This window comes from Leucobacter albus (assembly GCF_039528015.1).
GTDB lineage: Bacteria > Actinomycetota > Actinomycetes > Actinomycetales > Microbacteriaceae > Leucobacter > Leucobacter albus.
Window position 1 is genome coordinate 43,123 of sequence record NZ_BAAAKZ010000012.1, and the last position, 13,591, is coordinate 56,713.

Annotated in this window: 12 protein-coding genes; 7 read left to right on the forward strand and 5 right to left on the reverse strand. The window is 70.5% G+C overall.

What is annotated here, in order from left to right; translation table 11 throughout:
- Positions 1-271: 271 nt before the first annotated feature.
- The 3 genes from ABD115_RS12960 to ABD115_RS12970 all read right to left on the reverse strand — a co-directional run bounded on the left by ABD115_RS12960 (position 272) and on the right by ABD115_RS12970 (position 3,406).
- Positions 272-508 carry a hypothetical protein gene (locus tag ABD115_RS12960; protein WP_343961516.1) on the reverse strand — a complete coding sequence of 79 codons (237 nt, stop codon included), beginning with the start codon at positions 506-508 and terminating at the stop codon, positions 272-274.
- Positions 509-704: 196 nt separating this feature from the next.
- The gene (locus ABD115_RS12965) at positions 705-1,568 is read right to left on the reverse strand and encodes an SDR family NAD(P)-dependent oxidoreductase (RefSeq protein WP_343961518.1); all 864 of its coding nucleotides are present in this window, start codon (positions 1,566-1,568) and stop codon (positions 705-707) included.
- Between the two features lie 32 nt (positions 1,569-1,600).
- A complete protein-coding gene (locus ABD115_RS12970) occupies positions 1,601-3,406 on the reverse strand; it encodes an FAD-binding oxidoreductase (protein ID WP_343961521.1) in 1,806 nt (601 codons plus the stop codon).
- 17 nt (positions 3,407-3,423) lie between these two features.
- Here ABD115_RS12970 and ABD115_RS12975 point away from each other — a divergent pair, with 17 nt between their 5' ends.
- On the forward strand, positions 3,424-4,122 hold the full coding sequence (locus ABD115_RS12975) for a TetR/AcrR family transcriptional regulator (protein WP_343961523.1): 699 nt from the start codon (positions 3,424-3,426) through the stop codon (positions 4,120-4,122).
- 33 nt (positions 4,123-4,155) lie between these two features.
- Positions 4,156-5,859, forward strand: coding sequence for a glycerol-3-phosphate dehydrogenase/oxidase (locus tag ABD115_RS12980; protein WP_343961525.1), 1,704 nt, complete (start codon positions 4,156-4,158; stop codon positions 5,857-5,859).
- Positions 5,860-5,934: 75 nt separating this feature from the next.
- Here ABD115_RS12980 and ABD115_RS12985 read toward each other — a convergent pair whose 3' ends face one another.
- Together ABD115_RS12985 and ABD115_RS12990 are read right to left on the reverse strand one after the other, a co-directional pair.
- Positions 5,935-6,801 carry a glutamate racemase gene (locus ABD115_RS12985; RefSeq protein WP_343961527.1) on the reverse strand — a complete coding sequence of 289 codons (867 nt, stop codon included), beginning with the start codon at positions 6,799-6,801 and terminating at the stop codon, positions 5,935-5,937.
- Positions 6,798-9,122, reverse strand: a complete 2,325-nt coding sequence (locus ABD115_RS12990; RefSeq protein WP_343961529.1) for an AAA family ATPase — start codon at positions 9,120-9,122, stop codon at positions 6,798-6,800. Before ABD115_RS12990 ends, ABD115_RS12985 begins: the two co-directional genes overlap by 4 nt.
- Positions 9,123-9,416: 294 nt before the next feature.
- On the opposite strand from ABD115_RS12990, the gene phnD reads away from it, so the two are divergent.
- From phnD to ABD115_RS13015, 5 genes are read left to right on the forward strand one after another with little or no spacing between them, the layout of a single operon-like run.
- Positions 9,417-10,334, forward strand: a complete 918-nt coding sequence (gene phnD, locus ABD115_RS12995; RefSeq protein ID WP_343961531.1) for a phosphate/phosphite/phosphonate ABC transporter substrate-binding protein — start codon at positions 9,417-9,419, stop codon at positions 10,332-10,334.
- Positions 10,331-11,284 (forward strand): phosphonate ABC transporter ATP-binding protein, encoded by a 954-nt coding sequence (locus ABD115_RS13000; protein WP_343961533.1) that lies wholly within the window; start codon positions 10,331-10,333, stop codon positions 11,282-11,284. Before phnD ends, ABD115_RS13000 begins: the two co-directional genes overlap by 4 nt.
- A gap of 1 nt (position 11,285) precedes the next feature.
- Entirely contained in the window at positions 11,286-12,125 is an 840-nt protein-coding gene (gene phnE / locus ABD115_RS13005) for a phosphonate ABC transporter, permease protein PhnE (protein ID WP_343961535.1), read from the forward strand.
- On the forward strand, positions 12,122-12,880 hold the full coding sequence (locus ABD115_RS13010) for a tyrosine-protein phosphatase (RefSeq protein ID WP_343961537.1): 759 nt from the start codon (positions 12,122-12,124) through the stop codon (positions 12,878-12,880). Before phnE ends, ABD115_RS13010 begins: the two co-directional genes overlap by 4 nt.
- The gene (locus ABD115_RS13015; RefSeq protein WP_343961539.1) at positions 12,877-13,545 is read left to right on the forward strand and encodes a TetR/AcrR family transcriptional regulator; all 669 of its coding nucleotides are present in this window, start codon (positions 12,877-12,879) and stop codon (positions 13,543-13,545) included. The genes ABD115_RS13010 and ABD115_RS13015 overlap by 4 nt, the downstream gene beginning before the upstream one ends.
- Positions 13,546-13,591: the final 46 nt, after the last annotated feature.

Here is a 13,591-nt window from a genome sequence, read left to right on the forward strand (position 1 = left end):
GTGGGCTTCACCCTCCGCCTTGAGCATGCGGCACCCAGTACGGCCCACCCAACACGAAGCGAAAAGCACGCAGCACGAATCGCAAGGCCCTCAACCACAGATGGTCAGCCAAAAGCGCTCACCATGATTGGCCCAACGCGCACCGCCCGTCCCGCACTGCCCGTCCCGCACCGCCCGTCCCGCACCGCCCGTCCCGCACAGCCCGTCCCGCTCCGCTGTCGGCGGGCGCGCACCGAAGTCGTGCGCCGCAGCCACCCCGCACCGCTACCGCTCAGCTAGCGATCGTGCTGTACTCCGCAGTTCGAGCAGCCGCGCGCGCGGCCTGGCCGGCGCCGTCTTGCTGATGCACCACGCTCGGGGCCGCCGGCCGCACCGCGAGCGCGGTCTGCGTTGCCTGGTTGATGAGCAGGAACCCGCCGATCGCGGCGAGCAGCGCGAGCAGGCACGCCGTGACAAGCGCGGCTGCGACGAACGTCGACGGCTGTTTCAACACCTCTGGGAAGCTCATGCTCCTATCGTGCCGCGCAGCGCGCCCCCGCGCGTCGGCCTGAAGTATGAACGCCGTGGTACTCAGGTGCCATTCGCGCCCGCAGCGACGATCAGGGCTCCTCAGGGTTCACCCGGGCCCCGGGCGGGCCCGCCAACACCCGTCAACACTTGCCAACAGCCGCCAGCACCCGCCAGCACCCGCCAACAACCGCGCCCTACCCCCGCCCGGTGAACTTATCCATCGACGCGTAGACGTTGAACACCCGGTCGGCGACGACGTCCCACGCTCGCGTCGGCAAGATGCCGCGCACGATCATGGCGAGCTTCACCGTCCAAGGCCGCAGCACGAGCGGCGTGCCCTTGAGCATGCCGCCCCACGCGGCCCGCACGGCGTACTCGGGCTTCATGATGGGCGTCAGCAGCGGGCCCCTGGCCCCCGCGAACATGCCCGTCGAGATGAAGCTCGGGCAGAAGGTCGTCACCGCTATGTGAGAGTGCCCCTCGCGGGCGAGCTCGAGCCTGAGCGACTCGGCCCAGCCGATCATCGCCCACTTCGACGACGCGTAGACGCTCATGCGCGGGTTCGCGAGGGTGCCCGCGGCCGACGCGATGTTCAGCAGCCGCTTCGGGCGCGAGCGGTCGCTGATCATCGCGGGGAGAAACTCGCGCGCGATCCACATTGGCGCCAGCGCGTTGATGCGCATCGTGAGCTCGATGTCTCGCTCCTGGTCGTGCTCCCAGAACAGGGCGCCGCGCACGATGCCGGCGTTGTTCACGACCACGTCTGGCTCGCCGAGCTCGGCGCGGGTGCGCGCTGCGGCGGCGGCCACGGCCGCGCGGTCGGAGATGTCGACGACGAAGGCGCGCACGTCGGGCCCCGGGCCGCCGCCGCGCCCTGGCCGCCGCAGCTCGGTGGCGAGGGCCTCGGCCCTCTCCTCGTCGACGTCCCACAGCGCGATGGCGCGCGCCCCCTCGCGCGCGGCGCGGCGGGCGTAGAGCTCCCCCATGCCGCGCGCCGCCCCGGTGATGAGCACCGTCGACCCTGGGATCACGGCTTGCTGAGCAGACTTCTTCGTCATTGCCACACACTTTCTCCCGCGCAGGCGGCGGGTTAAACAAGTTTCCCGGGATTCATGATGCCCGCCGGGTCGAGCTCACGTTTCACCGCTCGGAGCACGTCGACGCCGAGCTCGCCGATCTCTGCCGGCAGCTGGGCGGCGTGTTCGGTGCCGACCGCGTGGTGGTGGGTGATCGTCGCGCCGCTGGCGAGAATCGCCGCGTTCGCCGCCGCCTTGACCCGCTCGTACTGGGCGATCGGGTCTGCCTCGGCGGCCGCGATGAAGGTGTAATACAGCGAGGCGCCGTAGCGGTAGACGTGCGAAATATGCCCCTGCACTGCGCACGGCAACGGGTCGGTCGGCAGGGCGGGCGCGGCAGCATTCGGCGGCGGATCGGTCGGCCCGGCACCCAGCACGGGCACGGCAGCAGGCACGGCAGCGGGCACGGCAGCAGGCACGGCAGCGGGCACGGCAGCAGGCGGCGGATCCGCGGCCGTTGGCCCCCCAGCGAGCGCCCCGCGGATCCCCTCCGCGACAGCGCGGTGCGTCTCGGCGAGCCTGGTCCACGATGCTGCCGTTTCGAGGGTGTCAACCATCACCCCGATGGTGAGCAGCTCGTCGCGCAGCCGCGGCGAACTGAAGCGCCCGCGATCCCACGCCTCGGCGGGCCGCGTGGTCGCGGAGACAGCGCCGTGTGCCTTCAGCAGCTTCGCGGCGCGGCGGTGCCTGCGCTTGGTGTCGGCGTCGGTGCCCTCCCAGACGCCGAGCAGCAGCGCCGGGGTGTCGATGCCGCGCGATCGCAGCCAGCGTCGCAGCAGTCGCACCGGGGCGCCCTCCGACTGCGCGAGCGTGAGCTCGGTCTCTTCTTCGTCGCTGAGTCGGCACACGTCTGGCAGGTCGCCCTTGGCGCCGTCTTGCGCGAGCGCGCGGATCGCCCGTGCCCCCGCCTCAAATGAGGGGAAGGCCCACGCACCGTAGGTTTTCGCGGTGACGCGCGGGCGGATCGCGACGGTGACGGTCGTGATCACGCCGATCGTGCCCTCGCTGCCGATCGCGAGGTGTTTGAGGTCGGGGCCAGCCGCTGAGGCCGGAGCCCGGCCGCCAAGCTCAAGCGTGCCGCTCGGGGTCTCGAGCGTGAGCGCAGTGATGAGCTCGGCGATCGCACCGTAGCCGGTCGATGCCTGGCCAGCCGAGCGCGTCGCGGCGTAGCCGCCGAGCGTCGCCTGCTGGTGCGACTGCGGAATGTGGCCGAGGGTGAAGCCCCGCTCGGCGAGCGCCCGCTCGAGCGCCGGCCCGCGAATGCCCGCCTCGAAGGTTGCCGTGCGATCGACCTCGTTGAGCTCCACGAGCGCGTCGAGCCGCGTGAGGTCGAGCGCGATCACGGCGCGGTGGGCGCCCCGGAGCGGGGTGACGCCGCCGACGACGCTCGATCCGCCGCCGAACGGCACGACCGCAATGTCGTGGGCGACGCACGCGGCGAGCACCCCGGCGATCTCACCGGTCTCGCCTGGGCTGACGACGGCGTCTGGCACCGCGAGCAGCGCGCCAGAGCGCTGCCTGATGAGGTCGGGCGTGTGCTTGCCTGCGGCGTGCCGCATGCGCTCTGCCGCGCCCTGCGACACGGCACCGGTAGCCACCGCGGCAGCGAGCGCGCCGAGGGCTTCGGCGTCGAGTGCCGACTCTGGCAGCTCGGCCGCGGTGGGCTCGGGCGGCGGGGCGGCGATCTCGGCGCCGGGGTCGATGCCGAGGCGCTCCGCAAGCACCGCGCGGGTGGCGGGCTTCAGCGCGCCCCCGGGAGTGAAGGGGGCCCAGCCCCACCAGGGAGATTCGGGAACGCTCTCCGTAATATCAGCGGCCATACGTTACAGTGTGACACATGGAAGCACATCGTCACACAACACATGCGCGGGCGGCGCGTGACGAGTCGATTCTCGACGCTGTGTCAGACGGCCTCAGGCGCTACGGCCCCCGCAAGCTCACCGCGCGAGATGTGGCAAACGCAGCTGGCATCTCGCGCATGACGCTGTACCGCGCGATGGGCAGCATGGACAACGCGATCTTGCTCGCGCTCACCCGCGAGTTTTCGCGTGCCGTCGCCGGGCTGCGGGACCAGCTCCCCCAGGGCCCCGGCCACGACGGCGCGGCCCGCCTCGCCGCCTTTCTCGGCGCCGCCGCGCGCGCCTTCGTCGAGTCAGAACTCATCGCTGCGGTGCTCGCGCAGCAGCCAGACCTCATCGAGCCCTACCTCAGTGGCAGGCTCGGCCGCAGCCAGGAGCTCGTGCTCGGCGCGATGGAGGAGCTCCTCGCGGAGGGTCGCGGGGACGGCTCTGTTGCGGATCCGGCACCGGCCCCGCTCACCCTGCTGCTGCTCGTGCGCGGGGTCGCGCTTGGCGCGCCGCTCCTGCCGGGCGCCGAGTTCGAGCGCAGCTGCACCGAGCTCACGCGCGTGGCGGAGGCCGCGCTGCGGGCGGCGACGGGCGCGGCGCGGGCAGCGGATCGGCGCGCCGACCAGCTCACACCATCGACTTCACCGACCTCACCGACCTCACCGACCTCACCGGTCACGATCGCGTAGCGAACGGCCAGGTTCGGCCGGGATGGGAGCGACATGCTTGACGCGCAACCAGGGGACCTGAATGAGCGAAGTCGCGCCCGGGCGCTCGCGCACCTCGCCGAACACGAGGTCGACGTCGTCGTCATCGGCGGCGGCATCACGGGGGCAGGCGTCGCCCTCGACGCAGCAACGCGCGGCCTGAGCGTCGCGCTCATCGAGGCGCGCGACCTCGCGAGCGGCACGAGCGGCTTCAGTTCGAAGCTCGTGCACGGCGGGCTGCGCTACCTCGCCAAGGGCGACGTTGCGCTCGCGTGGGAGTCGGCCGTCGAGCGCGAGGCGCTCATGCGGCGCATCGCGCCGCACCTCGTACACCCCCGCGCCTTCCTCGTGCCGCGATTTGCGCGAGGCAGCCTGCGCCGCGGGCTCGGGGGCGCCGGCGCTGCTGCGCGCACCGCCGCGACCCGGCCAGGGCCGCTCGACGGCCGGCTCGGCGATGCGCTCACCGAGGTGGGCGTGCGACTGGCCGACGTCTTGCGCGCGGCGAGCGGCCTGCCCGCACGCTACCTCCCTCGGCCGCGCCGCGTCGATGCGCGCGCCGCGAAACAGCTCGCGCCCGCGCTTCGCGACGCCGGCCTGCGGGGCGGCCTCGTCTACTGGGACGGCGCCGTCGAAGACGACACCCGCCTCGTCGTCGCGCTCGCTCGCACCGCCGCGCGCCACGGCGCGCACGTCGTCACCGGGTGCCGCGCGGTGCGTGCAAGCGATCGCGAGGTGTGGATCGACGGCGGCCCGGGCGCCCACGCCCTCGTGCGCGGGCGCACCGTGATCAACGCCACGGGCGTGTGGGCTGGTGAGTTCGCCCCATCACTGTCGCTCGCGCCGAGCCGCGGCACCCACCTCGTGTTCCCCGCCGCCGTGTTCGGTCACCCCGAAGCCGTGATAACCGCGCCCGTGCCCGGGCACTTTGGGCGCTACGTGTTCGTGCTGCCGCAGGCGAGCGGCCTGTGCTATCTCGGCCTGACCGACGAGCCGGCGCCGGGGGCCGACGGCCACGACCCGGGAGTGCCAGAGCACGATATCGACTTTTTGCTCGACATTGCGAGTGCCTCGCTCGCGCGGCCGCTGCGGCGCGAAGACATGCTCGGGGCGTTCTCGGGGTTGCGGCCGCTCGTGCGCCGGCGGCCGCGCTCCGGCGCCTCCGCTGAAGGCACGGGCTCCCCTGCGGGCGCAGACTCCGCCTCTGCCTCGCGCCGCCACCTCGTGCTCGACGAGCCGGGGCACCCCATCACCGTGACCGGGGGCAAGCTCACCGTGTACCGCCAGATGGCAGAGGAGGCCGTCGACGCGGCGCTGCACCGCATGGGCGAATCGCCTCGGGCCTGCCCTGCGGTCACGAGGCGAGTGCCCGTGTTGGGCTCCCCAGGCTCCTGGCCGCGCGGGGCTTCGCCGCAGCGGCCCGAGCGGTTGGGCCGGCCCGAGGCCGCCGAGGCCGCCGAGGCCGCCATCGCGCGTCTCGTGCGGCGCTACGGCTGGGAGGCTCACCGGGTCGCCGCGCTCGCGACCGCAGACCCCGGGCTTGCGGAGGAGGTCGCTCCGGGCGCAGGCGTGACGGGCGCCGAGGTCGCGTTCGCCGTGCTCGCGGAGGGAGCGCGCACCATTGACGACGTGCTTGCGCGCCGCACGAGACTCGCGCTGCAACCGGAGCTCGCCGCTGCCGCGCGCGCCCGGGTCGCCGAGCTTGTTGAACGATTCCGCTAGCTCGGCGCCTCCGCACCGAGGCCCGCTTGGCGCTCGACACGGCCGTCGGGTTTCTTGCGCGCCACGGCTCCGCGGCTACAGCGTGATCAGGGTGGGCCGAATGCCGAGCCCGAGCGTGTCGATCATCGCCTGAAACTCCGCAAGCGTGTGCTTGGCAGAGGCGGTCGCGACGCACGTGAGATGCCCGCCCACAAGGTCGCCAGCGGCCTCGGGTTGCGGCACGAGCGCCGCGAACTCGCGCACGACCTCGTCGGCGGGGTCGAAGAGCTGCACGTCGGGGGCGACGCGCGCGAACTCCGCGGCGAGCCACGGCAGGTGGGTGCTCGACAGGGTGATGGCGGCAAGCCGCGGGTGTTCTCGGCGCAGCGCCTCGACAAACTCCCCCACGGGCCCCGCGACCCGCTCCGGGGTGAGAAACGCACCCGATTCGACGAGCGCGATGAGTGCGTCGGCGCGCACCGGCACGACCCGCCCTGGGTCGGTGCCCGCGCGCAGGGCCTCCGCGGCGATGTGGTGCCCGAGCGCCTCGCTGTCGATCATCACACCAGCACCGGCGACGGCAACAACCGCCCCCGGGGCCACGGCGCCGAGCGCAGCGGCGACCGGCGGTTTCACACCGAGCACGGGCACATTGGCGCGCTCCTGCAGCCGGTCGAGCACCGTCACGCTCGGCGCGTTCGACGCGAGAATGACGCTCCCGGCGCCGAGCCGCACGAGCCCCTCGGTCGCCCGCGTCACCGAGACGAGCAGCTCGTCTTCAGTGAGCGCGCCGTACGGAAAGCTCGCGCGGTCGGCGAGGTAGATGATGTCTTGTCGAGGAAACGCCTCACGAATGCGCCCGACCATGTCGTAGCTGCCGATGCCGCCGTCGAAGATGCCAACGGGGGCGCCAGCCGAGGTCGCGCGCGCGGCCCGCGGCGGCGCTCCTGCTTGCGGCGTCATCGCAACGCCCACTCGAGGAAGTCCTCGGCGGCGAGCACGGGTTTGCCCCACTGCGCGGCCTTCTTCGCCTTGCCCGACTGGGTGCCGCGCTCAGCAACCACGAGCACATCCGTCTTCGTCTTCGTCATGTTCTCCGAAATTCCGAGACCGCGCGATACCGCGAGTTCGCGCATATCTTCGCGGTCGAACGCTCCGTGCACCGGCGAGACGACCTCGCCCGTGAAGCAAACACGCGCCCCGGGCACGAGCACCGCGTCGAGCGGCTCCGCTTCCGCCAGTGCAAACCCCTCGGGCAAGACAAGCACACCGAAATGCGCCTCGACGCCGCGCAGCCGCGCGATAACCGGGGCGTCGCGATCCACCACGCGATCCCACGCCCCTCGCAGCTGATCGGCGAGCACCTGCGCCGCGTCGTCTTCAGCCGTGAGATGGCCTCCGACCGTGAACCCGTCGGCATTGGGGTTGCCTGACTCACCGGTTGTGCGCTGCAACAGATACCCTCGCCCTATGCTGTGCTGCGGGAAGGCTGACCCTTCGGAGTGCAGCAGAGCCCGGGGTGATTCCGCTAGGAGCCGATCAGCGATGGCCCGAGTGGCGCGCGCCCGCGCGAGCGCGGTGGGTGCCCGGAGCAGGTGCCGCTCGTCAGAGGTGAGGAGCCGCTCTGGCAGCTCCGCCCCGAGCGGCAGCTGCGTGACGACGCCGTTGCGCTTCAGCTCGAAGTCAATGATTCCGAGAGCCGAGTCGATCTTCACCCCTGTCGGGATGCGACCAGCAAGGAGCGGCGAAAGCGCCGCCCACGCTTCGGCCAGCAGCGGGGCAAGCGCGACGTCTCGGGTGGTGATTCCGAAGTCGCGGGAGGCCGAGAACAGGTCGCTCGTGGGGTTCACCACGGTTGTTGCCTCGTCGCCCTCGTCAGTGACCACAGCGATTTCGATGGGGCGCGGCCGGTACCTGTCGCCCTCGTTGCCGACCTGAAGCACTGACAGATACACCCGCCCGACACCGCCCTCGCGCGGCCCTCCCCCGGCGAGGAACCGGCGCACAAGTATGTCGGTTTTGAGATCGCGCGGCAGCACGTCGCGCTTGAGCACGAGGCCGTCGAGGCTCGTGCACCGGCTGAGCGCGACATACAGCTGACCGTTCGCAAAGGTACCGCCAGTGAGGTCGACGACGACACGGTCGAGCGTCTGCCCCTGGCTTTTGTGAATAGTGATTGCCCACGCAAGTTTCATGGGCAACTGCGTAAACGAACCGACGAACTCGTGCTCGAGCGCGCCGGCGCGCACCACCGGGCGGGTGATCTCCCAGGTGTAGGGGCGCACACTCACGAGATTGCCCTCGCGCAATCGCACGTCGACCACGGGTTCGCCGCCGTCGTAGCCTATGCTCTCGACGCGGCCGATGCTGCCGTTCACCCAGCGGTCGATCGGGTCGTTGTTCAGCAGCATCACCTGGGCGCCGACCGCGAGCTGCAGTCGTGTCTCTGCCGGCAGCTCGAAGCCGTCGGTGTCGCCGCTCAGTGCCGCCGCGAAGCTCGCTGGCGCATCGGTGAGCCGCTCGAGCATCTGCCGATTGCGCGCGCCAACAATACGATTCGTTGTGGCGAGCGTGAGCCAAAACTCGTCGAGAGCCGGGTCGAAGTCAGGGTTCGTGCGCTCATTGAGTTCGGCACGAGCGCCCTCGAGCAGCGCCCCCTCGCGCACCGCGTTCAGCAGGTCGACGAGCTTCGTGTCGCCGAGCTGGCGAAACACCGTCGTGAGTTCGACGCCCGGAAACAGCTCGCGAGAGAAGGAGCGCGCCGAGAAGAAGTACGGGGTGCCGTAGCGCTCGGCGATGAACGCGGCCTCGTGCTCTGTGACGACTGGCGGCAGCTGGTACAGATCGCCGACGAGCACGAGTTGCACCCCGCCGAACGGCTCCCCCGGTCTCGGGCCGAAGCGTTCGAGCGCGGCGGCGAGCGCGTCGAACAGGTCGGCGCGCACCATCGACACCTCGTCGATGATGAGGGTGTCGAGCTCTTTCAGCGCGTTCGCGAAGCGGCCGGGGTAGTACCCCGAGCCGCGCACGAGGTCTTCGTTGACGCCCATGGGAAATGAGAACAGGCGGTGGATCGTGTAGCCGTCGACGCCGAGCGCCGCGATGCCAGTGGGCGCGACAGTGATCGCGTTGCGGTCGGTGTCTGCGAGAAAGCGGCGGATCAGCGTTGACTTGCCCGTGCCGGCTTTGCCGGTGAGAAACACGCTGCTCCCGCTGTGCAGCAGTTCGAGGGCGCGCGCGAACTCCTCGGTGATCGTGATGCCTGGCGCGGCAGTGTGGATCACTGGTATTCCCCTTCTTCGACCCATGTTGCCTGGAGCTCAAGCCCGGGCGCTTCTGCGAGCGCGGGGAGATGGCACATGACTATCGGGATTTCAGAATAGCCGATTGATATCGGAAAAAGCGGATACCGCAGAGCTATCTCAATATTCCGATACTCACGCCGGCCAGATTCACCACCCGTTCACCAAAGGTTTGGCGAGCGAACCCCCAGTCTCGTAATTGCCCGTCACTTTCGAGGGTTTGAATACAGGTGTTCTCGGAATTCTTCGGGGGCCCAAACTCTTCGAAAGGTCACCATGCGTCGCAACGTCATCACCGCGCTGGGTCTCGTCGGCATCGCCGCGATCACGCTCACCGGTTGCCAGGCTGCAGACTCCAGCGGCTCCGGATCCGCTGACACCGCCGCCTCGGCGAACGCACCGATCACCATCGCCACGATCCCCATGTCCGACGACCCGACCGCCGAGAACCCGGTCGACGTGCTCGTCGAACTTCTCGAGGCAGAAACCGACCGCGAGGTCGAGGTCACCGACGTGCCTGATTACCTGTCGGTCGTCGAGGCGATTCGCTCCGATCACGTCGACATCGGCATCATGAGCGGCTTCCCCTCGGCCCTCGCCGTGAACACGGGCGAAGTCGACGCGCTGCTCGCCTGGCCGGGCGACGACAAGCCGGTCTCGACCTGCGTCGTGCTCGACGACTCCCCCGTGAAGAGTCTCGCCGACCTCAAGGGCAAGACGATCGCGTTCGCCGACCAGGCCTCGAGCTCCGGCTACTTCATGCCGGTGTCGATGCTGCACGAGGCGGGCCTCACGCAAGACACCGACTACGAGGCAATCTTCGCCGGCGGCCACGAGGGCAGCTTTGCGGCGCTCGAGCAGGGCCAGGTCGACGCGGCCTGCACGGCGTTCATGCTCACCGAGATGGGCGCGCCGATGTTCCCGTTCGCAGAGGGCGAGTGGCGCGCGGTCGGCGAGAGCGCCCCGATGGAGGTCATGGGTTCGGTGCTCGCGCGCCAGTCGCTCGACGCCGAGACCCGCACGCTCCTCGAAGAGGCGCTGCCGAAGGTGTTCTCGGCCGAGAACAAGGAGCGCCTCGCGGGCTACGGCGGCTTCGCTGGCCTCGAGCCCGTCATCGCCCCCGAGCCGGCGTTCTTCTCCTCGTTCGCCGAGATCGCATCGATCGCGGGCGTCGAGCTCGAGGATCTCAAGTGAGCCGGCTCACCCGCCAGGCCGCAAGCGGAGCCGCGAGCGGGGCGAGCGCGGCGGTGGATCCATCGCTCCTCTCAACCGCCGAGCTGCGCCAGGCGCTCCCGCTCGTCACCACCCGGGGCCTGCGCGTCGCCTACGAGAGCGGCCCGAACGTGCTCGACGGCGTCGACCTCGACCTGTTCCCCGGCGAGATGGTCGCGCTGCTCGGCTCCTCTGGGTCCGGCAAGTCGACGCTCATGCGCTCGCTCACCGGCTTCGCTCCGGTCACGGGCGGGCAGGTGCGGGTCGCCGGCCACGACGTCACGAACCTCAGGCGCGGCGAGCTTCGCACGCTCCGCTCGGAGGTCGGGCAGGTGTTCCAACAGTTCAACCTCATCGGCCGCATGAGCGTGCTCACGAACGTGCTCACCGGCGCTCTCCACGGCGCCGGCCCCATCAACCTCGCCTACGGCTTCACCTCCGCGCACCGGGGGCGCGCGCTCGAGCTACTCGATCGCGTCGGCATCGCGCACAAGGCGAAGGATCAGGCGCGCTCGCTGAGCGGCGGCCAGCAGCAGCGCGTCGCGATCGCGCGGGCGCTCATGCAGCAGCCGAAACTCATCCTCGCCGACGAGCCGGTCGCCTCGCTCGACCCGAAGCTCGCAGACTCCGTGCTCGAACTGCTGCGGGAGATCGCGGTGCAAGACGGCATCCCGGTGCTCGTGAGCCTGCACGTGCTGCCGCTCGCGCTCGCCCACACCGACCGGATCGTCGGCCTGCGCCACGGCGAGATGATCGTGAGCGGCCGCACCTCAGACCTCGACGCGGCCCAGCTCGCGCCGCTGTACGCTGACGATGCTGACGACACCGACGACGCCGACGCTGACGCTGCGGCGCACACCGCGCCGGTTTCCGCGCAGGCTTCCGCGCCGGGTTCCGCGCCGGCCGGCCTCGCTCGTCAGGAGGTGGCGTAGCGTGGCAACCCAGGCACCCGAGCGCCCGAAGGCGCTTCACCCCGAGCTGCCCGCGGCGGATCGCGCGAGGCTCGAGAAGGCCGTCTCGCTCCCCCGCACCCGGTTCCTGCTGGGGCTGCCGGTCGCGGTGATCCTGCTCATCTGGTCGTTCAACGGCGCCGAGTTCAACTTCGCAAAACTCGGCGAGGGCACCGTGAACATGGGCGAGTTCCTGTCGCGGCTCTTCCCGCCAGACTTCTCGAAGTTCGGCACAATCGTCGAACTGCTCATCGAGACGTTCCAGATGGCCGTCGTCGGCACCGTGCTCGGTGCGGTGCTGTCGCTACTCACCGCGTTCGCCGCGTCGTCGAACATCGCCCCGAAGTGGCTGTATTACCCGGCGCGCTGGGTGATGAACGTGATCCGCTCGGTGCCAGACCTGGTGTTTGCGCTCATGTTCGTCTCTGCGGTGGGCCTCGGCCCCTTCGCCGGCATCCTCGCGATGACGCTCGGCTCGATCGGATCCATCGGCAAGGTGTTCGCCGAGGCGATGGAATCGGTGGATCGCGGCCCCATCGTCGCCATGCAGGCCGTCGGCGCGTCCAAGCGCCAAGTGATCCAGTACGGCGTGCTGCCGCAGGCCGCTCCCCTGCTCGTCTCGTACACGCTGCTCTTGTTCGAGGGCAACGTGCGCGGGGCGACGATCCTCGGCCTCGTTGGAGCCGGCGGCATCGGCCTCGAACTCACCACAGCGATGCGCATGTACGACTACGGTCACCTCAGCGCCATCATCATCTGCATCATCGTGCTCGTCACGGCAATCGACCAGGGCAGCGCCCTCATCAGAAGGAAGATCACATGACCTCCACCATCGAACTCACGCTCAGCTCCCCCGTGAACCTTCGCGACCTCGGCGGGATCGCCATCGAGGGCGGCGTGCTGCGCGAGGGCCTCGCGATCCGCACCGACGATCTCGCGACCGTCACCCCCGAGGTCGCCACCGAGCTCGTCGCGAACGGCCTCACCGCGATCATCGACCTGCGCTCGCCCCACGAGGTGCAGGTCACGGGCCGCGGGCCGCTCGGCGACCACCCGATCGCCTACCACCACCTGCCGTTCATGGGCTCGATCCAGGCGCCGGCCGGCGACGCCCCCGAGCTCACCCACGAGGTCATGGGCGAGATGTACGTCGGCATGATGGAGCAGGCCGCCCCGCTTATCGTCACCGCGCTCGGCATCATCGCGAACTCCACCGGCGCGACCGCGTTCCACTGCGCCGCCGGCCGCGACCGCACCGGCGTGCTCGCAGCCTCACTGCTGCTCGTGCTCGGAGCCGACGACGACGCGATCGTTGCCGACTACGCGAAGACCGGGCCGAACATGCCCGCGATCATGGCGCGCACCCGCACCGCGATGGCGGCAGTGTTCGCGAAGCTCGGGCTCGACCCCGACGTGTTCGACAGCAAGGCGCTCGAAGACGACGGCATGCACGTGTCGATGCGCATGCTGCTTGCCACGCTGCGCGAGCGTCACGGCGACGCGCTCGCCCCGCTGCGGGCTGCCGGCCTCACCGACGCCACCATCCAGACGCTGCGGGCGAAGGCGCTCGGCGCGTGACAATTGCACCGGTTGCGGCTGTTGAGAATGCTGCGCCTGCAAGTGCAGCATCCTCCGGCTCTGCCGGGGTCGCGGTTCGCCGCGGCCCCGGCAGGCCGCGTGACACCGACCTCGACCCGCAGATCATTCGGGCGGTGCTCGAACTCATCGACGCGGAACAGGAGGTCACGGTCTCCCGCGTCGTCGAGCGCGGCGGCGTGAGCCGGGCGGCGCTCTACCGCAGGTGGCCGTCGCTCACCTCGCTCATCGCCGCGGCCCTCGACGTTGGCCGCACCGTGCCACCGGAGATCCCGGTCGATGGGGATCTGCGCGAGGCGCTGTTCACCGCGATCATCGGCTCCCCCACGTCGATCGACGCCTCCGGGTACTCGGAGGCGCGGTTTCGGCAGCGGATCCGCCTCGTCATGGCCGACCGCGAGCTGCAGCGGGCGTACTGGAGCTCGCACGTGAGCCGCCGACGCGGGCCCGTCGAGCGGGCGCTTGGCGCCGGCATCGCTCGCGGGATCCTGCGCGCAGACCTCGACGTCGAGGCCGCCTTCGACGCGATCGCGGGCGCCGCGTACTACCAACTGATCGTGCGCGGCGAGCCGATCGAGTCGCCCGCGGCCCAGCGCAGGCTCACCGCCGCGTTCGACATCACGTGGCGCGGGATGCTCGCGTCGTAGGCTCTCGGGTATTACACCGTTTCCACCGCTACAATGGATCGTAGGG